Genomic DNA, 24,315 nt, shown 5'->3' on the forward strand with positions numbered 1-24,315 from the left:
TATAATATGATTCTATTCCATCTTTTTTAATAATTGATTAAGAGGGTGAACTTATGGATAAAGAATTTACTACCCCAAAATCTATGAAAAAGGTCATTCCACGTGCTATTCGAACAACCTTGTTGCAACTGGAAAGTGCTACTAAGGTAGAAATTAGCCAGCATTTAGATATTAGCTTTCCGACTGTCAGTAAGGTCATTGCTCAAATGGAAAAAGAAGGAGAAGTGTATGAGGTTGGCTTGGATGATTCGAGTGGAGGTAGAAGAGCGCAACGATATACATATAATCCCGATTATATGCTAGGTTTGGCACTTTTCTTAGAAGAAGATAAAACAGTATATACTATTTTTAATTGTGTGGGTGAAGTGAAGGAAAAAGGGACAGAAGTAGTCATGGTTCAAGATGATCTTGATTCATTAACAGAACTGATCAAAAAGACCATTTTAACATTTCCGAAAATCAGTTCAATCGCGATTGGTGTACCAGGTGCAGTCGATAATGGCCGAATATTTTATATACCAAATTATGAGGGTTTTCATGAATTTGATCTGAAAGACTATTATGAAGACTTGTTTTCCATACCTGTGGTCGTAGAGAACGACATGAATGCTGCTGTTTTAGGCTTTCATATCATGAACAAAAGAGTGGAAAATCAGTCACTTGTGTATGTATATTCTGGAAAGAATGGTCCCGGAGCTGGTATCCTCATCAATGGCGATGTAGTCAGAGGAAGTACGTTTTTTACCGGAGAAATTTCTTTTGTACCATTATATGATGACCGTAATCTCCTTCAAGCATTAGAACAGAGGGACAAGAAAAGTATGGAAAAGATCCGTATGAGTAGGGAGCTTGAAATACAAGCGCTGGGTCGTTTAATCGCTTCGTTCGTTGCCATTATTAATCCGCATGAAATCATTTTTTCCAAAGAAGAAATGAATGAGATAACGCTTGACCGTGTTGCTATAGAAACTGCTCAGTATGTGCCGAAAGAACATCTTCCAAGACTTGTTTTAAGTAATTGGAAAGAGGACTATCTTAATGGATTACAGCATCTTGCGCTTGACCGTATGATTACTAACAATTAAAACTCAGAGAGGATATATACTATGGCAACATTCTTTTTAATCATCATTTATATGGCTTTTATTAGCTTAGGATTGCCGGATTCAATGTTGGGGGCTGCGTGGCCAGTCATGCAGTCTGATTATGGACTACCACTTGAGACCGCTGGATTTCTGTATATGATTATTGCCGGTGGAACAATCGTCTCCAGTTTAGCTAGTGGGGCGGTTATTAAAGTGCTAGGGACGGGCAAAGTCACTGTCATCAGTGTGTTAATGACGGCTATTGCATTATTAGGTTTTTCTTTTTCATCATCTCTTATATGGTTAATTATATGTGCTATACCACTTGGATTAGGTGGAGGAGCTGTCGATGCAGCTTTAAATAATTATGTTGCGACACATTATAAAGCCCATCATATGAGTTGGCTACATTGCTTCTGGGGAGTCGGTGCCACCCTTGGACCCATTATTATGTCAGTATTTATTTCAGGTCAATTTTCATGGAGAAGCGGTTATGTTGCCATTGCAATCATTCAGTTTGCTTTGGTAGTACTTCTATTAATTACTCTTCCATTATGGAATAAGATTGCGAAAAATAGACAAGTAGATATAGGGGAGGTTTCGGATCACACACCTGATGTGAAGCTTCAACATGTGAAACCATTACAAATTAAAGGGGTCAAGCTAGCGTTTATATCATTTTTCTTTTATTGTGGTGTGGAGTCAACGATGGGTTTATGGGGAAGTAGTTTTCTCGTGAATATAAAAGAACTGTCCCCGGCAGTGGCAGCAAAATGGATTTCCTTTTTTTACGCAGGTATTACAATTGGTAGATTTGTTACAGGATTTATCACATTAAAAATAAGTAATCGAATTCTCATACGGGCAGGCCAAATCACAGCATTGATAGGAGCTATCCTTTTATTATTGCCAATACCAGTTAATTTCTCGCTTGTAGGTTTTATTTTTGTTGGATTAGGATTGGCGCCTATTTATCCGTGCATGCTCCATGAGACACCTGCCCGTTTTGGTAAAGAACATTCTCAAACGATTATGGGTTATCAAATGGCTGTTGCCTATACTGGAAGTACCTTGTTGCCACCACTTCTTGGCTTAATAGCATCGCAATTATCTATAGGTATTTTCTCGGTTTTTATCGTAGTTTACATTCTCGCGATGCTCATTAGTTCTGAAAAAGTGAATACATTGATGAAAAACCGACTATTTCATGGTAAGGAAAATGTTGATTTAAAAGTCTAAAAGAGTAGCATCAGGCAATGGCGGTTTCCTGATGCTACTTTTATTTAAATTAGGCATTTGTGATCTCCTATTGTAGTAAAAGAAAAGGTTGGTTTTATTAACATTACAAGCTACCTTTCCAGATGGTACAAAGCTAATTTGATCTCTATAACTTTTTAAAGTATTGGTGTCTCAGGAACTTTACAAAGGATGGAATCATTTGATGTCTGCTGAATATTTTTCGAATAGGGTATTAAACAAAAAGCCTTCAACATAATGAACACATACTAAGTAATATACAATTAATGATGAATTCATCAATGACTAGAATATTCAGTTGGAAATTTGAAATAATAATTGTATATAATAAAAACGTTATAAAGTCTGTTCTGTAATAACAGGATGACCGCAAATACATTTAGAAGGCCCATAAAATGTTAGGAGGAGTCAAATGAAAGCTGTCACATATCAAGGGAAATATGAAATTGCCGTAAAAAAAGTAGAAGCACCAAAGATACAAGATCGTGAAGACGTTATTATTAAAGTGACTTCAACAGCAATATGTGGATCGGACCTTCATTTGTATCAAGGGAATTTTCCTTTACCTATCGGTTATGTTATTGGGCATGAACCGATGGGAATTGTTGAAGAAGTGGGTCCTGATGTTACAAGTGTGAAAAAAGGAGATCGTGTAGTCATTCCATTTACAGTGGCATGTGGCACATGTCAATACTGTCAACAAGATTTAGAAAGTCAATGTGACAACTCTAATCCCCACTATGATTCAGGAGGTTACTTAGGATATTCTGAAAAATTCGGTAATTATCCCGGTGGACAAGCTGAGTATTTACGGGTCCCTTTTGGTAACTTTACCCCTTTTGTCATTCCAAAGGATTGCGAATTAGAAGATGAGTCCTTATTATTTTTATCGGATGTGCTTCCTACCGCCTACTGGAGTGTTGATCATGCAGGAGTAAAAAAGGGAGATACTGTCATTGTATTAGGTTGCGGGCCAATCGGGTTAATGACTCAACAATTTGCGTGGGAGAAAGGGGCAGAGCGTGTTATTGCTGTAGATTATATTTCTAATCGGCTCGAGCATTCAAGGAAGATGAATAAGACTGAAGTATTTAATTTTACCGAGTATGATGATATGGGAGAAACCTTAAAGGAGTTAACAAGCGGTGGAGCAGATGTTGTGATTGATTGCGTAGGGATGGATGGTAAAAAGTCTCCACTTGAGTGGGTAGAGCAGAAATTAAAACTCCAAGGGGGAACGCTTGGCCCAATTCAAATCGCTACAAAGGCTGTCCGGAAAGGTGGAATATTACAAATTACAGGGGTTTATGGTGGTTTATATAATATGTTCCCATTAGGTCCTTTTTTCGTTCGAAACATTACCATAAAAATGGGACAGGCACCGGCGCGTCACTATATGCCATACTTGTACGATAAAATAAAGAATGGTGAGATAGATCCTACAAAAATCATTACTCATACTTTGCCGTTGGAAGATGCCTCGCACGGATATCATATTTTTAATAAAAAGGAAGATAATTGTATAAAAGTTGTATTAAAACCATAGTGTAGTGCCCTGTCCCTTTTAACACTTTTTAACGCAAAAGAAGTATTAGAGGGGGCCGACACTTAGTTTTTATCTAAGTTTGAAATATATGCTGGTAGGCTTCTATTGAGAATAAAGCCTTGATTTTCAACTCCTTATAAAATTTTAATAAACAATAAAACAGAAAACCTCTTGGTGTTCAAGGGAGGCCACTGTTCTTTTACCCTTCTCGGCTAGCGCATACTATCACATGTGGCCTTAATTGACTTCTGCTATGAGACGCTAGACCCTCAAATAAACTATTTGTGATAATCGAATGTGTACAGAGCGATCTTCCAAATTTTTTGAATGTGATCTCCGACCACTTCAGCATTTATACCTTTCATTCTTCTTGCTATTGTCACCCATGCTATACTTTTAATCGCCTTAATAGTACAATCTATTTACCAAATGATGGTATTGGTTTATTCTTGTTATTAGATTGTATTCTTTATATAAAATTCGGATTTTTGTGTGATAGATTAGAATATTCAGTGTGAATTAAATAAATGATTTGAAATATGATGAGTGAAATTGTCATTTTGCTTTTCGAGTTAGGATGGTCAAATAGATGAAAATTTTGCTAGTGGAAGATGATAAAATAATCGCATCCGGATTGGAATATTCGCTGCAACAAGAACAATTTTCTACTGTTCTTTGCTACGATATCACCTCCGCGAAAAAGGTACTTGCGAAAGAATTAGATCAAATTGCTTTATGTTTATTTGATTTATCGCTACCAGATGGAAGTGGTTATGAATTGTGTAAGATCGTCAAAGAACGAAGTGATATTCCTGTGATATTTTTAACAGCGATTGATGATGAGGTCAATGTTGTGATGGGTCTTGATATGGGGGCAGATGATTATATAACAAAACCTTTTCGAATTCGTGAGCTACTTTCAAGGATCAAATCGGTATTGAGAAGATATCAAAAGCAAAATCAGACAAAAACGCTGATTGAAATAGAAAATATTCGAATCAATACGCTTGAAGGGAAAGTTTTTAAAAATGATGTTGAAATATCCTTGACTGCTTTAGAGTATCGTTTATTACTTATTTTTGCTAATCATCTCGGACAGGTGCTATCGAGAAGCCAACTTTTAGAGCAGATTTGGGATGTGGCAGGGGACTTTGTGAATGATAATACATTAACGGTGTACATAAAAAGGCTACGTGAAAAGTTAGAGGACCATCCACAAACTCCAACGATTATCAAAACAATACGTGGCTTGGGTTATAAGGTTGGTGATTAGCATGCTTCGGAATAAAGAGATTCACATTTATTTACTAGTAATGTGCTTGATCAGCTTGGTAGTAATAGGCGTAGCAATTTTCATTTCGCCGATTTCGATTCTATTTATTCTTATCACTTCTACACTACTAATCGGATGTAGTGTTCTATTTACGCGCTGGAGATATCGTGAAATCGAAAAGCTTTCTAGCTATTTGCGTCAAATTAGCGCTGGAGACTACACGCTTGATGTCCGTGATAATGAAGAAGGTGAGCTTAGTATTTTGAAGAGCGATATGTATAAAGTGACACTAATGCTGTCAGAACAAGGATCGCTATTACGTCAAGATAAAATGCATTTGACAGACGCCATTTCAGATATATCCCATCAGCTTAAAACACCCCTTACATCCATGATGGTAATGGCTGATTTATTAAGTGATTCTGATCTACCAGAAACGAAAAAAACAGAGTTTACTCGCAATATTCGGATTCAGCTTGAACGGATTGAATGGCTTGTTTCGTCCTTATTAAAGCTATCTAAAATCGATGCGGGTACAGCGCAATTCAAAAAAGAATCAATAGTAGTCGAAAAGTTGATTCAAAAAGCATTAGAGCCGATTCTCATTCCGTTGGATATTAAACAACAAACCGTTTCGATAAAAGGTGACGACACTGTCACATTCCTCGGTGACCTCAATTGGACAGCCGAAGCTGTGATCAATATATTAAAAAACTGTGTGGAGCATACGCATGAAGATGGTGCAATCGATATTTTGTATTCGGAAAACCCTTTGTTTACAGAAATTGTCATTACTGATAATGGTAAAGGAATCGCCGAAGAGGATATCCGCCACATTTTTAAACGCTTCTATAAAGGAAAGAACGCAAGTGATGGAAGTATCGGCATTGGCCTAGCGATGGCGCACAGCATTATTACAAGTCAAAACGGTGATATTGATGTGAGAAGTGACAAAGAAACTGGCACACAGTTTCGGATTAAATTTTACAAACAAGTGATTTAAAACTAAGTGACTAAATTGCCATTTTTTAAATCAATTAAATACACAAACCCATGCGCCTCTAAATTAATGCAATACTAGTGAAATTTAATAATATAAAAATGTTTAAAACTACAACAAAAAAAGGGCGTCGATCCATCCTTGATCAACTCCCTAGATAATGGAAAACCGTTCATAATGCGAGGCTATTGTTTAACATCTTACATATTTGCGTTTGAAACCAAGCTTCCCTTTAACTACTTCCTTTTGAATACTTTCGTATGCGTGTAGGAAACTACTTTTTTTCTTGTCCCGTTTGACTTCAACTGGGCCTACTATCTTTGCAGTTTCAAGCGCCTTTTCATGGAGCGGCAAATATGAAACCCCAACAGTGTATAAAAAATTATTCATAGCAGATTTTGTTCGTTCCGGCGAATCGTGAATTGTATTTTTTACCATTTCAATCATGTTGGCAATCTTGCTCTCGGAAAATTCAACGTCTAAGCGATTTCCTAAAAGCCAACAATAGCAACTCCAGCCTGCTGACATTCTCAGCTCTTTACCGCTTGCGATCCATTTATCAGCAACTTCTTGTGCAATATCTGCTTCCGCTAAAGTTACTGCTACCACATAATCGGATAGCATATAAAAATATGCCGAATCCATCCAACGATCAAAATCCGACTCAGTCATTACCTTTGGATCTGCAATAATGCCTGCAAAGTACATTGCGTCGTAGTTCCCTGTGGCATAAAGCTCTTCAGCTAAAGTTTGATTTATTTTTATTTTCTTAGCTATTGGCTTCATTGCACCTGTTGCCGCACCAAAAAGCGGCTCATGTGCACCATTGGATACGTACATTTTTTTAGTTCGTTCCTTGCCAAGGGCTTCAAGCTCCTGCATAGCCATTTCTAAATTCATCGTTTAGCACTTCCTTCTTTTTTGGGTTTTCCTTTTCCCCTAATATTTTGCCGATAAATACATCTCCATTATCCTATAGTAGACTACCATTTGTCAGCAAAACTAGCGTCTAAACGCAGGAGTGTTATGCAGGGATCCACTTAATGCATGTTACCACTATGTTCTCGAACTAGTGGTAAGAAAAATAATGTTTTACAATACCTTCTATTACAGTTGCTTACAAGGCTTAGGATCAAGCCTTAGGATCAAGCCTTACTCCATTAAATAGCCAGGTGTTGGTAAGGATTAATGATTAAATGTGATCGATTCATTTTGGACGGATTGATTTTTTGGTATTAATGGATTCTTCATGTCTTGCTAAAGCACCTAGTTGAAGATCGACTGCATTTTCGTGGTCATTGCTGTACCAACTACCTATTTAAATTCTATCTTAACTATGTCTGGTTCTCTTTCATGCTTAGTAAGCATAACATTAGCTTCATAATCATTTTTCCATTCTATAGATATTTTATCGGCTAATGTAGTTTTTGTAATTTGTTTATTATCATAATTAATTCTAAGGGTAGGGTCTGGGAAATCTTCTATCCTAACAATCTCAATTTTATTTTTATTAGTAGGAGAATGGCTGACCATTAACTGAATTGGGTAAATTGTATGATATAAATTCCAAGTAATTAGTAAAATAACTAAGGTTCCTATTATTATCCAAAAAAGACAGCCGATTTTAGTTAGAAATTTAGTTTTTTCTATGTCTTCGATGTAATCGTCATTCCACTCCATTTTATTTTCCTTTCCTTTCAGTCAGTATGCTGAGTAGCTTCACTAACCTGCCCAGTTCGTTCTATAAACTTAAAAGCCTACTTTTGATATGAAATCTCAATGATAGCTTATCTTCTATATAGGTTGATTGGAGCGAAAGGCGGCGACTCCTGCGGGATTAGCGGGACAGGTGAGACCCCGCTAATCGAGGAGGCTCACCGCCCGCCCTGCGGAAAGCGTCCGTCTGGAGCGCAAATCAACGTTATTCGGATTCTAATATGGTAATCACTATTTTTATATTGCTTCAGTTATCAGGAAAAAGTCTTAAACTTCCGTCGTCAATACGCCAATACACCAACCTTTATTGAAGGACTAATTTTAATGTCATTATATCACATGTATACATAGGTAACCTATGTATAGAAGGTCAAAAAGATACGGAAAAAGAAAAATCCCCTTTTTAGTAGATAAAGAGGATTTGAAAATAACTCACGAAACTCACATTAACTTCACGCGTTTTCCGAAACCACATGAAATTGACTGAAACTATTTTTGTTATACTATGATAGATAGCGGTTTACGACGAGAAAAATGAAACTGTTAGAAGTGGTGCGAACTAAGTGACTAAATTGTCATTTTATAGTCACTTGAAAGTCATTTTAGACAGATAAACTATAACCATCAGCAAAATTATGGAGGTTTTACAATATGGATATCTTAAAAATAGAAAATCTGTCTAAAGTCTATGGGAAAGGCGAAACAGCGGTTAAGGCGCTTGATGATGTTTCTTTCTCAGTGAAAAAAGGGGAGTTTCTTGCAATTATTGGTCCATCTGGTTCGGGTAAATCAACGCTATTGCATATGCTTGGGGGTGTAGATAGACCAACAAGCGGAAAAGTACTAGTAGATAATACAGATATTTATCAACTAAATGAAACACAGCTAGCGATATTTCGCCGTAGACAAATTGGTTTGATTTATCAGTTTTATAATTTGATTCCAGTCCTAACGGTTGAAGAGAATATTACGCTACCACTGTTACTTGATGAACATAAAGTAGATCAGAAACAGTTTGATAATATTGTACAAACATTAAATTTACAAAAACGCTTAAGCCATTTGCCAAATCAACTTTCAGGTGGTCAACAACAAAGGGTTTCGATTGGTAGAGCGTTAATAAGTAATCCGGCAATTATGTTGGCAGATGAGCCAACTGGTAATCTGGACAGTAAGAATAGTGGAGAAATCATTGATTTATTAAAAATGTTTAATAAAACCTATAATCAAACGCTAATTATTATTACGCATGACGAACGGATTGCTTTACAAGCGGACAGGATTATCTCTATTCAAGATGGTAGGATTGCTAAGGACGAGGTGATCCGCCCGTGAATATTGTTAATAAATTAACTGTAAGACATTTGAAGCAAAACAAGAGACGAACGCTTGTGACGATCATTGGTGTTATTATTTCTGTAGCAATGGTGACGGCCGTTGCCACGCTTGGTGTTTCTTTTATGGAATTAATGCAAAAGCAGACAATCGCTGATGGGGGTGAATGGCATGTCCTTTACAAGGATGTGAACAAAAATCAGCTGGAAGCGATTAAAAACGATGAAGCAACAAAAGAAGTTGTCATTTCAAAGGATCGTGGCTACGCATTCTTGAAAGGAAGCCAAAATGATAACAAACCGTATTTATTTATCAAGGAGTATAACAAAGAAGGTTTTAAACAATTTCCGATTGAATTAAGTGAAGGAAGGCTTCCGAAAGCAGCCAATGAGGTGGTTATTTCGGAAGGAATTTCTACTAATGCAAAAGTTAAATATGAATTGGACGATATTCTAACTCTTGATGTTGGTGAACGAATCAAAACTGAAGGGGATGATACGCCATTAGATCAGACTTATTCATTAGAAATCAAGAATGATGAAATAATAGAAACAATAAAAAATAAAACAACCGAAAACTATACTGTAGTTGGTTTCATTAAACGTCCCATATGGGAACCTACATGGGCACCGGGTTATACGATCATATCTTATATAGATGAAAGGATGGTTGGGGTATATGACTCAGTCGATGCTACAGTTGTATTAAACAAAGTTAAAGGTGAGCTGTATGGTCATGCGGAAGAATTAGCAAAGAAAAATGGAATAAAAACAGTTTATTTTAATAATAACTTACTGAGATATTACGGTGTGACGAATAATGATGGCTTGAGTAGCACACTATTTTCACTGTCAGCAATCATTATGGCAATCATTATTATTGGCTCCGTTTCACTAATATATAATGCTTTTGCGATATCCGTCTCCGAACGTTCTCGTCACTTAGGAATGCTCGCGAGTGTAGGAGCTACAAAAAGGCAAAAGAGAAACTCGGTGTTTTTTGAGGGAGTTATCATTGGATTGATCAGTATCCCAATCGGAGTTATTGCTGGACTAGTTGGAATAGGTATCACCTTTTGGTTTATTAACTCCATCATTGAAGGGGCATTAGGGATTACTGAAAAATTAACGGTAGTCATCACACCATTATCGATCTTGATTGCATGTGGTGTATCGATGCTGACGATTTTTATTTCAACCTATCTACCAGCCATTAAAGCATCTAAAATCTCGGCTATTGATGCAATTCGACAAACGACAGATGTGAAGCTTACAGGTAAAGCGGTAAAAACGTCAAAGTTCATTCGCAAACTTTTCGGTATAGAAGCGGAAATAGGCTTGAAAAACTTAAAAAGAAATAAACGTAGGTACCAAGCAACTGTATTCTCACTCGTTATAAGCATTGTTCTATTTTTAGCCGTTTCATTTTTCACCTCCAGCTTAACCAAATCACTTGTACTCTCACAAGATGGAGTAAATTATGATATCGAAGTATCGATAGAAGATGAAAATACTGGTGATCGATTAATGAATACAATTGCTTCTCTTGATGATGTAACGCAATCTACTGTGATGAAAGAAGCGGGTGTGTTCTCTTGGATTAACCAATCCTCCATTGCTGATGAACTGCAAGATATGGTGGAGGAGGATAAGAGCATGCTCAAAAATGGAAAATATTCTTACTTTAATATTATCCATGCATTAGATGAGAAGAGCCTAAAAGCATATGCAAAAAAGATTAATGCGGATTATAATCAGCTAACAGACACAAAAAAATTATCTGCTATTGTAATTGATACGATTCCTTATGAGGACATGGAAGCGGGTAAATTTGTTGAAACAAAAGCTATTCACAGCAAAATTGGCGAAAGCCTCAATTTCCATTATGTAGATGAAAAAACAGGAGAAGAGAAATATTTGAACGCAGTGCAAATCGCCGCATTGACTGATCAATTTCCGATGGGAGTTTTTCCAGGAGGGTTAGGCAGTATAAATATTATTGTCTCTGAACAAGTATTGGATCAACTGATTAGTGAAAAGAGTAATGTTAATGTTAGATCAAAGCTTTTCTTAAAAAGTACAGATCCAATGGCAACACAACAGGAAATCGAGGAAATGAAAGAGGACAATATCTATGTTCACAATGTGTATCAAGGCAGACAACAGGAAGAACAGATGATCTTGTTAATGTCCGTATTTACTTATGGATTTATCGTGCTCATTACGGGGATATCGATTGCGAATATTTTTAATACGATCTCAACGAGTATCTCACTTCGGAAAAGAGAATTCGCGATGTTAAAATCTGTAGGGATGACACCAAAGGGCTTTAATAAAATGATCAATTATGAAAGTATCTTTTATGGAATTAAGTCATTATTGTACGGACTTCCTATTAGTATGATTGTGATGTATTTAATCCACAGGGCATTGATGAACAGTTTTGACTATGGTTTTTCTTTACCTTGGATGAATATTTTTTATGTGATCGCAGCAGTATTTCTCATTGTAAGTTCTGCGATGCTATACTCTAGCGCAAAAGTAAAAAAGGAAAATATTATTGATGCATTAAAGCAGGAAAGTATATAAGTAAGCCGTTTTCTTTTGCGATACCCGCATAATAAAAAACAAGTATAAAAGCAGTGAAAATTCCACAAGGAATATTACTGCTTTTATTACTTTTCAAAAATGATAAATGGTATATTTAGATATTAATTCATGAGGAGTATGAGTGTGAAAAAAACAAGCAAAAAGTGAAATCATAAAACTTCAAGCATTTGTAAATTTGGTGGAAGGCTTTCATGCGAATACGTTAGAAGAATGGTCATCAAAGAATATGCTTATGTAGGAAGCATATTAAAAGTTGCCGAAATAGTAAACGAGCTGGGTTTTCGGCTTAGTGGTTTACCAGTCTAGCCGGAAGATGTATCCAACATTATCAAAAGTAGTGGGACTAACGAGTTACATAAAGTAATCGCTCAAAACTTTGTCCCATTGTGTATTGCTAAGTCAAAACGTAGCGAGTATTACTTTAATGCAGCGATGTTGTGCCTTGAAATCTTCCACAAAGGTTTTGATCAGTTTGGTCTCAGGGCCTTTTTCGGAGTTTAGCCACTACTAACAACAACACAGGTAAAACAAGTCCGTAGGTTGAGGCATACGGCAACCAGGTTTCTTTAGTCCATTTTGCGGCATATATGATATTCGGATATATGATTAGGGAAAGCACAACCAAGATGATTCCTAAAGGTAGCGTAAGTGGCCGGTAATCTTTTAAATTCAATATTTGTGATAGTCCTAAAACTGTTACGTAAAAATACATTACCAACCTAAAATAGATCGTTATAATCCACATGATCGCCATGATTGCTTCGATACGTTGTAGAAAATTACCAACATTTATTTTTTTAGCTACCGCGTAGCTAGGATATATGTGTCTCTCTGTTTGATCAACACCCAAAACCAAAATAGTCAAAGCGATAGTGATGATCAAAAAGATTCCACCAAAGAAAGTTCCTATGAAAAAGGCCTTTTGAGCTTGTTTCGGCTGATTCACAGAAACAGGAAAAATCATTAACAAAATAATTGGAGATAGAGAAATAATACTTGTAAAGGATATGGTAGCATGAATAATGGGTTTTATTCCCGTTTCCAATACGGGTTGTAGTTTTTGAAAATCGATTTGGGGGGAAATAAGAACCGCAAACATAATAAATAGTAAGACGAACAAAGGAAACAAAATTTCAGCGGCACGAGCCGTCGTTTCAATTCCAAGACGAACCGCCATCACTACAATAGTTACAAAAAGAATATGGATCGCTGCAATTGGTGTTACGGGCATAATTTGCGTAGTCACGAAATACCCCATTATAATTAATAATATTGCTGCACCTATCAATGAAAAAAAAACAAACGTAAGAGAAACGAGCTTACCTAACCATTTCCCAAGAAGTATTTCATTGATTTCAACAAAAGTTTTATCCATAAAACGATTCCCCAAAGTAGTGTATAACATAACAAGCAATAAGGCTAATCCAACTCCAAGTATCGATGCAATCCAAGCGTCTTGTTTTGCAATAGTAGCAAGTTCTGACGGAGTGATTAAGATAGCAGTACCAATAGAATAAAAAATAACTAGGATTCCAAATTGACGTGGACTTATTTTAACGTTTTTCACAATAGAAGCCTTCCTTGTCTTCTTTTTTTATGATTTAGTTGATACAAGTTAGAACCAATTATTCTTTCTATAAAAAAACCCTTTTCAAAAGTTGTACAGTTGTATCCTCATTGCATTCAGAAATGATATTCCAATGATCCAGAGGACATTAATAGGAGTTCTAAAAACCTCTACATCATAAAGGTTACGCGTATATACCACACTAAGCGTAAAGAGTGATAACGATCCATAATAAATGTACATTGATTTCGTAATAGCCTTGAACACTATCTTTTCCCCCTTGATTGGTTAATCTAAGTATTACCAATCTATTCCTTCAATATAATTCCTAAAGAATTAGCGAAATAAACACTATTAAGGGGTTTGCTGCTAGAGTGCCTATAAAATGAAAACAACTTGTTGCAAGGGACTGGTAAATCCTTGTGTCCCAGAATACTCCCCCTGAACAAGGATGTGAGACATCCATATACTTGCAGTTTAAATATATCCTTTGTGCGTTCTAATGCATCAAGATGGATAAGGGGCATTAGAATTGCTCGTTAGTTGAGAGCGATTGGAAACAATAAATGTAACCCCCATTCCTTTTTATAAACCCTGGAAATTACTTTAATATTTTTCCGGAAATGAGTTACCAACCGTACCTACGCGTCGAATCTGTATGTCATAATTGATATCTACTGACAAGTCCTGAAATTCTTTATCCCAATCTTTTTTTAATTGTTTCCAAGCTTTCGGGTCGGCCCGATGGATGGCTTCTCCAAATCCGAAAATGTCCACTTTCTCGTCTTCTTGCACACTTTGTATAGCATCTTTTATTTGTTGTATTACTTTCTTTTCATAGGCCTTCTCTAATTGATTAATGGATTCCGGTTTCGTTAGATCAATATGACATTCTACCTCCCCAACATTTCCTTCTGCATGGATATGTACATCTACTTTCGGTTTTCCATTCTTGATCTTTCCTTTTATATCAGATTTGCCATGAGTAATCTGTATCGCCGCTTTTCCTCCTTTCGGACAGGATACGTTTACAATCGTACCTTTCACATTGTTTGTAATATTGTTATAAGCTTGGCTTTCGGTCTCATTTAGCCAACCGACTAATTTATCTTTTTTGAATGCAGCTAAGTTATTAAACTTTACACGCGCAGGGGAATCAATTATTTCTAGATTCTGTGTGCTCAAAGAAGTTTTTTCATCACCTTTTATATCTGCTTGGATTCCGCTTAACACTGGCTGTTTTCCATCACTTACCATATCCGCGATCAATTCATCTAATGTAACGGTACTTGTAACTGACCATGATTCTGCTGAGACTTTCAGGCTATTAAAAAAATTATTGGCGGGTATTTTTTCTAAAGGTGTGGGCACCTTCAAGATCTCTTTTGCGTCCATTTCCTTAGCAACGACGACATAAAAATCAGTTCGCAGTTCCCAGTCCCTTGAGAGAAGATCTAATGGTTTTCGAATCCCTTCTTTTGCTAATGACTCACCAATCACGAGTAATCGAAGATGTGAAGGATAAATTTTCCTTGGGGATTCCTTTGTCAATTTTCGAAAAGCCTCAAATACGGTTTTCCCTGTCGCCTGATAGATGATGACCGGTGAATGGCTAGAACCGCCGTTTGTAGCTACATTTCCTGGATTTACTACCTGGGCGGTTAAAAGATATTGTCCATCCCTTGTACTATCTAACCCAATGGCTAACGTAATAGCAAGTTCATTTAATTCACGACGATTCCAGCAGCCTGTAGTGAATAATAGAAATACAACCAGCATGATAAGCATTGGAAAGCTCCGTTTCATAGGTTAAATTCCTTTCGATCAATTATTTCAGATATTGGTTTGTTACGAATTAATTTAAAATGACGATTTCATTTTATGATCCATCTTCGCTCTTGCTCAAACGTTGAAGTTAAAGAACTTCCGCATTTTGACGTCCCACCTAGGGATGATCATCATCAGCTTATCTATGATCGGGTTTCCAAAATATAGTCTTTTTCTAAACATCTTATTAAGACTATAATGATCCCTTATTCTCTAACCCGTAGGATTCATTGCCCTCGTTCGTAAAAAAGGTGAATCCTAATTGGAAAATAAGTTTGTACATAAGGGAGTAGATACATGTTACGATAAATGCTTCTAAACAAAAAACAATCATAGCCGTTGACCCGACAGAGGAACTGTTCATTTTATAAAAGATTGTCTGTTACGTAAATGATCCCATGCCGATTTTTGCAGCTCTATGCATCTTTTGCCTATTCCATTTTCACTTTAATAATTTCTCAATCATGTCGGAAAGCGGTTTATAAATAGCTGCAATCCAATCTAATGGATTGGGAATCTTGATATTCAGGACTTGGACAATGCTTAACGCGGTTCCAAATAGTAGAAGAATGGAAAATATCCATAGTTCCTTTTTTAAATTTTTCCTCAACAGAGGAGGAACATCAATAGCGATGATTACAGCGACGATGACAAGGATTCCTGCAACAGCTACCACCTTCGACTACTCCTTTCTCTATTTACTTATAACAGAATGGGATATGGTACCAGGCTTCAGTTCTTTGTATTTATACATTCTCAGGCAAGACGGAATGACGGAATTGTTTATTCTAACCCCTTTTTATCGCTTTTTAGAAGCTTAGAATCGCTATGATTAAGACTTCATCCTTCATCCAATCTCAGATAACTCTGGACTCAATCTTACATTTTATTCCGCGGCGGTTTCGGTGCCGAAGCTTGTTCGCGTTTATTGTTTTTCTGGCTGATTAAGCGGGGGCGAGTGAGCATCCTCCACCAGGGAGCCCGGATAAACGTATCCTTAATATCTTCACGTATAAAAGGACCAAAAGGACTCATATAGGGAACCCCAAAGGAACGCAAGTTGCACATATGAAGAATAAGTGCAATGAACCCAACAATAATCCCGAATAAGCCAAAAGAAGCGGCAAGTGCCATCATTGGGAAACGGAGCATTCGAATCGACATGGACATGGCAAACGCAGGAGACACAAAGCTTGAAATCGCCGTAATTGCAACAACGATTACCATGGCAGCCGATATGATTCCAGCCTCTACTGCCGCGCTTCCAATCACCAGTGTCCCTACAATAGATATAGCTTGTCCTATAGCTTTTGGCATGCGTAAACTAGCTTCCCGCAAGATTTCAAACGCTGCTTCCATCATGAGAGCTTCAATGAATGCCGGAAAGGGAACTCCTTCTCGTTGTTCAGCTAGACCGATCAGCAGTTGGGTCGGTAACATTTCCTGATGAAACGTGGTGATGGCAATATATAGGGATGGCCCTAGCAAAGCAATCAAAAGAGATAAAAATCGTAATAAACGAATAAGGGTACTAATGTCTGCACGCTGATAATAATCTTCCGCAGCATGTATAAAAGAGACGAACAGTGCTGGGACGACTAGAACAAACGGCGTTCCATCCACTAGTATGGCAACTTTCCCTTCCAAAAGCTCACCGGCAATCACATCAGGTCGTTCCGAATAATAGATTGTTGGAAAAGGACTGTACGGTGCATCTTGAATTAATTCCTCGATATAGCCACCTTCTAGGATCCCATCGATATCGATTCGATCCAGACGCCTGTGCACTTCTTCGACGATTTTGTCATTCACTATTCCATCAATATACATGATTGCTACATCGGTTTTGGTCAATTTTCCAATTTTTTTCGATTCCAACCAAAGTTGAGATGTTTTTATTTTACGGCGAATTAACGCTGTATTGGTACGCAAGTTCTCTGTAAAACCTTCCTTTGGTCCCCGAACGACGGTTTCCGCGGTAGATTCCATTACACCCCGGTCTTTTCCACCACGCATACCGATTGTTAAACCTTGTGCATATCCATCTAATAAGAGGATCACATCCCCTGATAACAAGGAAGTCATTAAAGAACTGAATTCTGTAACATCCTGTATGTTTCCAACCGCAAGGATGCGGTCTTTCAATACCTGTAAAACGTTTGTTGAGTCGATATCATTCAGATCCTGATCCGGATAGATATCTAACATAAGTGATTCCATGATAAAGTTCTGAATGGAATTAATGTCCACTAATCCATCCGTATAAAAAATACATGCTTTAATGATTCCCTCTTTGCCAATTTGTATTTCTCTAGTCACAATGTCGCTGCTATTCCCAATCCGTTGCTTTACATGTTGAATGTTTCCTTCTAGGCTTGTTTTTATTGAGTCTTTGTTCGATTCCTTATTTTGATCGTCTTCACTTGAGGAGAAGTTATCGCTGTTTTTTCTTTGTTTCTTAAAAAAATTCATAGATTTTATCTCTCCCTCTCAATATTTTTCTTCTTTAGAAGGTAGACTTATAAGATTACTTTCAAAGTTATTGAGAAAAGAATAGATGCTGTGTGATTCATGAATGTGCAAGTCACTACTGTTCCTAAAGGTTCTTTCATATTTTTAAGGTTTTCATCTAAATGTTCCATGTCCTCGCTATTATCATGCTTTCCTTCCAATTTTTAATACATTCAGGAAATAAATAGTTCTCCACAGTTTGTAACTTCGACTATTATGTTAGTGATAATAAATACCTGTATGCTGATATATAAATTAACTTATAGGGGAACAAACTAGTGAAATTACAAAGTGTTGCAATAAAAACCTTAAAACGTCGTATAAAGGCAGTAGAAGAAAAGAACAAACAATTAAAAGATCAAGTTCGAGAATTACTGGATAGGCTACACAAAGGAATGAGAGGGAAAGCCTCTAGGGGCGGCGTGGAGACGTGCATTATAAGGTGAAATATGGGTTGGTAGCCAACGTCTTTATTTAACTATGCTTTCACGAAGCCAAAATGATCTGAACTCATTTCATTTATCAAATAATCTAATTAAAGGGTTATGAAATACTGCGAGTAAGTGAACCATTTAAAAGATTAACGTATCAAACTGAGGTGTAACTTTTGGAGATAATTTGCACTTATTTTAAGTGCTATTTTGCACACGAAAATTCAAATGAACGTTTTAACCTTGTTATAAATACATATATAAAGAGCATGTTTTGAAAAAAAAGTTTGATCAAAACACGCTCTTATTTAATGTAATCGATTCATATCTGTATAAAAAAGATTTTATTAAACTTTATTCTACTAACGCACCTGTTACTTCAAGTGTAGTTACATACTTAACTGACGTTGCTTAAAATAATCAAGTGCTATTGGCTATTAAAGTACCTTCAATTTGCTCAACTCAACCTTTTAGAAAGAACAGGCAAGTGGATTAAGCAATATTTACAATGTATACCGTATTCACGGATGCAAAAACTAGACCTTGATTAACTTACCGCAATACTACTGATGAAACACTAGCAAATGCGATACAAACGGTAATAGAGACAAAAGATTATAAAGACCCTTGGGATAATCAAGTGAAACTTGCTGACTTATTACTGGAATTAGATGGAAAGCAACTACATATTTTAGAAACTCATCCTATCAGGGCAGAAAAAGGTTTAAATAGATATTACGGTGAGGTAGCGTATGTAAACTTAAAAGAAAAAAGTGATAAAACTCAATTTATCATATTGCTAGTTCGTTCTTTTCTGAAATAAACGACGGTTAAAATCAATCCTATAATAAAGGTCAAAAACGGAAATATCAAAGGAAAGAATATTGTAGGAAAGCCTTCCCAGTCATTTGTATAATATCCAATGGAGTATGGAACAACTACACCACTGTTAAATAATTCTGTTTGTATTGCATTTCGTTCTGTAAAGCTAAAAGAATCACTTTCAACTTTTCCTTTCTCATCTATCGCATAAAGTATATACTTTAACTTTTCCTCCGGAACCGACCCAACTATATCTCCATTGGGTGTCTTTATTCCATCTTTCATCTTAGTTTTCTTGGATGAATGTTTGGATTTCATTCGATAAAATCGCTGTTTCCCACGGATTCCAATAGTAAGTTTTCCCGTCAAAATGCATATTGAACAGATAAATTATTGAAAATACTTTTGATTAGTTCGGCTGAACGCAGTGGAAGCAAACAGCAATAGGCTCATCTGTATAAAAGACCATTTCATAATAATCGGGATCACCTTTTTCCGTGTCTAGTTGAAAGTTTGGATTTTCTTCACTATCATTTAAAATATCTAGAAACTGCTGAATTTCTTCCGTATTTTTTAATACGGTCATTTGTTTTGTGCCATCGGGTGTATATAATTAATACATTTCTATTCGATCAACTTTATCCAGCGGCATATTTTCAAATTGCCAGACATATTTTGTTTCTGCTGTAAAATACAAGGCATAACCGTTAATTATATGTGTAACTTTTACCGCTATTAAATTGGCTTCCCTTCGATGGAAAAAAATTTCAGTCCCTTTCTCATGGAACGCTGCATCCCCATCTTTTATTTGATAACTAGGATTTTGTGTATGTCACTTATACGAATAGGCCTAGTATAGTCTTATCTCGAGAGGGGAACCTAAAATATCATTAAAATAATTGGGGGATGTTCAAATGATAATTAGCAATTGTACATACAAAACCTTCCTGTATTTCTATACGTTTATAAAGGGAGCGATGAGATGAAGGGGAAACACATCACGGGACATCTTTTGCTTGGATGTGCTTTAGCATTTACAATAGGTGGACATACAACTTTAGCACAGAATTCTGATGCAATACATGCAATCTCGGCTTCTTCAAAAACAAATAAAGATAGTCTGTACATGGAAATTAAAACGTATAGTGAGCAACATAAGATAGAGCCAGTTGATGCAAAAGTAGACAGCGTGTGGAAGGCGATACCAGGTTACAATGGGTTAGAAGTGAATTTAAAAGCTAGTTATAAAAAAATGAAAGCTAGCGGCGAGTTTGATATAAAGAAAGTGGTTTATAGGCAGATATCACCAACGGTTCATTTGAAAGATTTGGAGCCGCAACCGATCTATAGAGGCAATCCACAAAAGCCGATGGTATCCCTCTTAATCAATGTTGCCTGGGGAAATGAGTACATCCCAACAATCCTTAAAACTTTAAATGACCATCAAGTCAAAGCTACATTCTTTTTTGATGGCAGTTGGGTGAAAAAGAATCCAGACCTAGCTTTGATGATTGATAAAGAAGGCCATGAAATTGGCAACCATGCTTACAGCCATCCTGATCTTCAACGGCGATCAAAGGCAGATACTTTAGAAGAAATAAAAAAGACGAGCGATATCATTGAAGCAACCCTTGGTAAAAAAACAAAATGGTTTGCACCGCCAAGTGGAAGTTTTAATCAGACTACCATTCAAGTGGCTCACGACCTTAATATGAAAACGATTCTATGGACGGTTGATACAGTTGACTGGAAAAAACCTGAAACTTCAGAAATGGTCAGAAGAGTCGTATCAAAAGTAGAAAATGGATCAATGGTTCTGATGCATCCAACAAAACCTGTTGCAGAAGGACTAGATGCGATGATTTCAGATATTAAAGAAAAAGGTCTACAACTAGGCACCGTAAGTGATCTAATGAGTGAAAAACGGGTGCAGAATAAAGATTGAAGCATCGTTGAAGATAACACAATATCTCGTTAAAAAGTAGTACCGTTTTGATGTACAAAACGGAACTACTTTTTAACTTCATTCAGCATTCATCTCGCACTTCTATAAGTGGCGAGATGAATGCGGCTTCACATCGTTCAGTGGGAGTGCAACAAAGCCTCTGGCAGATTCACAGATTTTCAGAGGAAGTTTATCGAGCGAGCTCGATAAAATCTGGACGCAATTCCGTCGAGGCATAATTGATATCCTATAAAAGGATAAATAAAAGTTCATAACCTTGCGCAATTATAGTTAGAGAAAAAGTATGATAGTTAAGAATTAAAGCAAGCTCCTGTTTCTTGAAAAATAAACTAACCATAATGCTTATATCTCCCAGTTTATAATCCGTCGAAAAACAGATACACACCATCTTCCCCTATATTTGTATACCTCGGAACCCCATCAAAGAATCTTGAGTGCAGCTCTTCATCTGTGGAAGGGTCCTTATCATTCCTACATATTGCAATTCCGCTAACCGATTGGAAAACAGCACCAAAACTAAAATAAATGACATCTTCATCAGCCGCAATATAAGTATATACTCCAGCAGATCGGTTTAATTTTTTCATCTTATTAATAACCTTATTAGAAAAAATAGTATTCATTCTATCTAAATCACTTGTGTTATAGGGCTCTGAAGCAAACTGTTCTCCAACTAATACCTTACCATCATCGTACGCTTGAAAAATCGCATCTGAGACAGCAAAATAATCGTCTCGATATAATTTGAATGTATCGTCCCGATCTAACGAAGGAATAAATATAATGACTGATGTCATTATTAAGCAAAGTATAATTGCAAGTATCTTTTTCTTATTAACTTTCCCTGACATATTTCTAACCCATAAAATAATCCACCATATTACGGAAATTGCTAGCAGCGACATTGCGGGTAGATGAAGAATTAGCGTTAAAAAGGGGTCACCTACTACAAACTTTGCATACAAAAGCAAGAAATTCCCTAATAATAAAATGAGCAAAGGAGGAATGAGCCTCTTAATATTTCCTTTCCCAAAAAGCAAAATCACAGTTATTCCTACTAGGACCAATATTAAAAAAGTGATTGCTAACATCATCATAACCTCGCAATATATATATCTATTCATTTTAAAATAAAATATCTGTAATAACAATGCGGAGGGGGAACTAGATTGAAAGATAAAAGTTTTCAAAGCTTTTATATTAGTAAATAGGTCTAAATCTAACGATAATCATATATTTTAAATGAAGGGATACTTCGTGTTACACATACCATATGAAATAGGGGAGGCCAACATGTTTGTAGTTCACTTTTTTGAAAACAAAAACCTGTCACTAATTCAGCTACTTCATCATGTTCCGTCCGTGGGTGAAGATTTAAGAATAAAAGGTCATAAAGGAAAAGTATCAAATGTTAATAGGGATGAAAGAAATATTCATGTGCAAGTAATCTTAGAAAATATGAATAAAAATAAAGTAACTGTGGATAAAAAGAAAAAAAGGTAAACCATTTGTTTATCCCTTGATGGAAGGATTCTTTGGATTCATTTGAAGAAAATTACAGAAGCCTAATAGAATAAAGTTTTTTATTATTGTAAGCAAGGGTGTCCTTTTCCACCGTAACTACCTATAAAGAAGGTAAGGGAGGGAAAGGGCATGCAAAAATTTTACATACAAAAATATACATATAAATATTCCGCCCAGCATAGATGTGCCGGGATATTTCGTGTGTCCTTTTTCCCGATTTTCATTTAAAGTGAGGGATTGGATTGAGAGGATGGTTTAAGGTGGATCGGGTTATTTTAACAAATGGACCTTGGGAAGATGTGACGACGTTTCGATTGTACATATGGTTGATAGCAAATGCTACATATATGAAAGGCACGATGATCGGCGGGATAGAGCTTCAACAAGGGGAATATTTGCGCTCTTATGGCAAGCTTGCTGAAGATTTGCAATATAAAGAAGGGCGTGGCCTGAAAAAGGTATCAAAAAGTACGATTAAACGAGCAGTAGACCTTCTTGTGAAGAAAAAATTGATTTCCGTTCGTGAAACGGAGTATGGGACCATTTTTACTGTAATAGAACATACTGGGGGAAAGAAAAAGGTTTTTGTAGAACGATCGCAGAACGAATGCAGAACAATATAAAGAATGTAAGAAAGAAAGAAGAGTGAAAGAAAAAAAAAATGCTGCTGAATTTATGAATCTTGTTAGCCTCTGGAAAGAGGAGACCGATGCAAAATGTATGCAATCGCTGTGAATCAAGATCCCGTCTATGATGCGGAAGCAATGGTAATTGGTGCGCTTTTTCTTGAACCTGATGCCATCCATGTGATTACTCTACAGCCGGAACATTTTTCTCATGCCAGACACCGGATTATTTTCCAAGCATGCCGAGAGCTTGCGACTGAAAACATTCATATTGACATGGTGACAATAGCGGCAAGACTTGGTGGATCAATGGAAAATGCTGGCGGAGCAACTTATATTACGGAGCTTGCGATAAGTTGCCCAAGTGTTGCACATATTACGCATTATGAGGAAATTATTTTTACAGAATACAGAAAACAACAGCTCGTAAAAGCCGCGGCTTCCTTCTTAAATGATCGATCAGAGTCTAGTGCGGAGCGTCTATATCAAACATATATCGAGATGGAGCAAATTGGTCGGAATCAAGCGATTGGCTTAGAAGGAATGCTGAAAGAACTGAAAGCGGAGATGAAAGAGGACAAAGGCGAGTTGAGCGGATTAGATACAGGTTTTGTCACATTAAATAGGATGACTGGCGGGCTGCAAGGCGGCGATCTCATTATTCTTGCTGCCAGACCGTCAATGGGGAAAACAGCATCTGCCTTGAATGTGGCTAAAAGTATTTGTCATTCGGGCGAAGCTGTCGAACTTTTTTCGCTTGAAATGCCCGGAAAGCAGCTAGCCCAGCGTATGCTTAGTTCCCTATCGAATGTCCATGGATCCAAATGGCAAAATCCATTCCAAATGTTTTCTTATCATGATAAGCAACAGGTACATAAAGCAATGGAGGAATTTTCAACATGGCAGATGAATATTCATGATCATGCAGCAATGACGGTTGCTGATATTCTCGCAGCATTAATGAAAGCAAAGCGAGAACACCCGGACAAAAGTAAAGAGGGAGAAATGTATGTTCCTAGTTGTAATATTCTTTTATAATTAAAATATTAGTTGTATAAGGCGGACGGTTGGCCACTTCCTGTGATCAGCATAATAACAATATTTCATTCAACTATTTAGCCAGTTTGTAGGTGAAATGAACAATTTAGAAATTTAAACTTTTAAGGGAGAAATAAATAGATCCGTTTATGCGGACAAATTCTTTTCGTTTCTGATTAGTT

Annotated in this window: 20 protein-coding genes; 11 read left to right on the forward strand and 9 right to left on the reverse strand. The window is 36.6% G+C overall.

The annotated features are described in order from the left end of the window. Positions 1-53 precede the first annotated feature (53 nt). The 5 genes from MHB53_RS01625 (at position 54) to MHB53_RS01645 (ending at position 6,164) form a co-directional block, all read left to right on the forward strand. A complete protein-coding gene (locus MHB53_RS01625; protein ID WP_340915304.1) occupies positions 54-1,085 on the forward strand; it encodes an ROK family transcriptional regulator in 1,032 nt (343 codons plus the stop codon). A gap of 21 nt (positions 1,086-1,106) precedes the next feature. Then, positions 1,107-2,324: an MFS transporter gene (locus tag MHB53_RS01630; RefSeq protein WP_340915306.1), complete on the forward strand. Its 1,218-nt coding sequence runs from the start codon at positions 1,107-1,109 to the stop codon at positions 2,322-2,324. 430 nt (positions 2,325-2,754) lie between these two features. Next, the gene (locus MHB53_RS01635; protein ID WP_340915307.1) at positions 2,755-3,888 is read left to right on the forward strand and encodes a zinc-dependent alcohol dehydrogenase; all 1,134 of its coding nucleotides are present in this window, start codon (positions 2,755-2,757) and stop codon (positions 3,886-3,888) included. A 589-nt stretch (positions 3,889-4,477) separates the two neighbouring features. Beyond that, positions 4,478-5,161, forward strand: a complete 684-nt coding sequence (locus MHB53_RS01640) for a response regulator transcription factor (protein ID WP_340915310.1) — start codon at positions 4,478-4,480, stop codon at positions 5,159-5,161. A 1-nt stretch (position 5,162) separates the two neighbouring features. Further along, complete coding sequence (locus tag MHB53_RS01645; protein WP_340915312.1) at positions 5,163-6,164, forward strand: sensor histidine kinase; 1,002 nt, start codon at positions 5,163-5,165, stop codon at positions 6,162-6,164. Positions 6,165-6,353: 189 nt separating this feature from the next. On the opposite strand, the gene MHB53_RS01650 is transcribed toward MHB53_RS01645, so the two are convergent. Together MHB53_RS01650 and MHB53_RS01655 are read right to left on the reverse strand one after the other, a co-directional pair. After that, the gene (locus tag MHB53_RS01650; protein ID WP_340915313.1) at positions 6,354-7,061 is read right to left on the reverse strand and encodes a DNA alkylation repair protein; all 708 of its coding nucleotides are present in this window, start codon (positions 7,059-7,061) and stop codon (positions 6,354-6,356) included. A gap of 414 nt (positions 7,062-7,475) precedes the next feature. Next, positions 7,476-7,841 (reverse strand): hypothetical protein, encoded by a 366-nt coding sequence (locus tag MHB53_RS01655; protein WP_340915315.1) that lies wholly within the window; start codon positions 7,839-7,841, stop codon positions 7,476-7,478. A gap of 687 nt (positions 7,842-8,528) precedes the next feature. On the opposite strand from MHB53_RS01655, the gene MHB53_RS01660 reads away from it, so the two are divergent. Both MHB53_RS01660 and MHB53_RS01665 read left to right on the forward strand, forming a co-directional pair. Next, positions 8,529-9,212 carry an ABC transporter ATP-binding protein gene (locus tag MHB53_RS01660; protein ID WP_340915317.1) on the forward strand — a complete coding sequence of 228 codons (684 nt, stop codon included), beginning with the start codon at positions 8,529-8,531 and terminating at the stop codon, positions 9,210-9,212. Further along, a complete protein-coding gene (locus tag MHB53_RS01665) occupies positions 9,209-11,800 on the forward strand; it encodes an ABC transporter permease (RefSeq protein WP_340915319.1) in 2,592 nt (863 codons plus the stop codon). Before MHB53_RS01660 ends, MHB53_RS01665 begins: the two co-directional genes overlap by 4 nt. A 499-nt stretch (positions 11,801-12,299) precedes the next feature. Here the strand turns inward: MHB53_RS01665 and MHB53_RS01670 are convergent, their stop codons facing one another. From MHB53_RS01670 to MHB53_RS01695, 6 genes are all read right to left on the reverse strand, one after another. Continuing rightward, positions 12,300-13,388 carry a GerAB/ArcD/ProY family transporter gene (locus MHB53_RS01670; protein ID WP_340915321.1) on the reverse strand — a complete coding sequence of 363 codons (1,089 nt, stop codon included), beginning with the start codon at positions 13,386-13,388 and terminating at the stop codon, positions 12,300-12,302. 606 nt (positions 13,389-13,994) lie between these two features. Continuing rightward, positions 13,995-15,194 (reverse strand): Ger(x)C family spore germination protein, encoded by a 1,200-nt coding sequence (locus tag MHB53_RS01675; protein ID WP_340915322.1) that lies wholly within the window; start codon positions 15,192-15,194, stop codon positions 13,995-13,997. A gap of 463 nt (positions 15,195-15,657) precedes the next feature. Then, positions 15,658-15,891: a hypothetical protein gene (locus tag MHB53_RS01680; protein WP_340915324.1), complete on the reverse strand. Its 234-nt coding sequence runs from the start codon at positions 15,889-15,891 to the stop codon at positions 15,658-15,660. A gap of 203 nt (positions 15,892-16,094) precedes the next feature. Next, the gene (locus tag MHB53_RS01685; protein ID WP_340915326.1) at positions 16,095-17,687 is read right to left on the reverse strand and encodes a spore germination protein; all 1,593 of its coding nucleotides are present in this window, start codon (positions 17,685-17,687) and stop codon (positions 16,095-16,097) included. A gap of 1,253 nt (positions 17,688-18,940) precedes the next feature. Next, positions 18,941-19,264 carry a hypothetical protein gene (locus tag MHB53_RS01690; protein WP_340915328.1) on the reverse strand — a complete coding sequence of 108 codons (324 nt, stop codon included), beginning with the start codon at positions 19,262-19,264 and terminating at the stop codon, positions 18,941-18,943. A gap of 124 nt (positions 19,265-19,388) precedes the next feature. Further along, positions 19,389-19,565 (reverse strand): hypothetical protein, encoded by a 177-nt coding sequence (locus tag MHB53_RS01695; RefSeq protein ID WP_340915329.1) that lies wholly within the window; start codon positions 19,563-19,565, stop codon positions 19,389-19,391. Positions 19,566-19,961: 396 nt separating this feature from the next. On the opposite strand from MHB53_RS01695, the gene MHB53_RS01700 reads away from it, so the two are divergent. After that, positions 19,962-20,924, forward strand: a complete 963-nt coding sequence (locus tag MHB53_RS01700; RefSeq protein ID WP_340915331.1) for a polysaccharide deacetylase family protein — start codon at positions 19,962-19,964, stop codon at positions 20,922-20,924. Positions 20,925-21,301: 377 nt separating this feature from the next. On the opposite strand, the gene MHB53_RS01705 is transcribed toward MHB53_RS01700, so the two are convergent. Next, positions 21,302-22,036 (reverse strand): hypothetical protein, encoded by a 735-nt coding sequence (locus MHB53_RS01705; protein WP_340915333.1) that lies wholly within the window; start codon positions 22,034-22,036, stop codon positions 21,302-21,304. Positions 22,037-22,238: 202 nt separating this feature from the next. Between MHB53_RS01705 and MHB53_RS01710 the strand changes: the two genes are divergently transcribed. The 3 genes from MHB53_RS01710 to MHB53_RS01720 all read left to right on the forward strand — a co-directional run bounded on the left by MHB53_RS01710 (position 22,239) and on the right by MHB53_RS01720 (position 24,133). After that, on the forward strand, positions 22,239-22,448 hold the full coding sequence (locus MHB53_RS01710; protein ID WP_340915335.1) for a hypothetical protein: 210 nt from the start codon (positions 22,239-22,241) through the stop codon (positions 22,446-22,448). Between the two features lie 281 nt (positions 22,449-22,729). Next, positions 22,730-23,092, forward strand: a complete 363-nt coding sequence (locus MHB53_RS01715; protein WP_340915337.1) for a hypothetical protein — start codon at positions 22,730-22,732, stop codon at positions 23,090-23,092. 93 nt (positions 23,093-23,185) lie between these two features. Then, a complete protein-coding gene (locus tag MHB53_RS01720; RefSeq protein ID WP_340915339.1) occupies positions 23,186-24,133 on the forward strand; it encodes a replicative DNA helicase in 948 nt (315 codons plus the stop codon). Positions 24,134-24,315 lie beyond the last annotated feature (182 nt).

The sequence above is a fragment of the Bacillus sp. FSL K6-3431 genome, assembly GCF_038002605.1.
Lineage (GTDB): Bacteria > Bacillota > Bacilli > Bacillales > Bacillaceae_C > Lederbergia.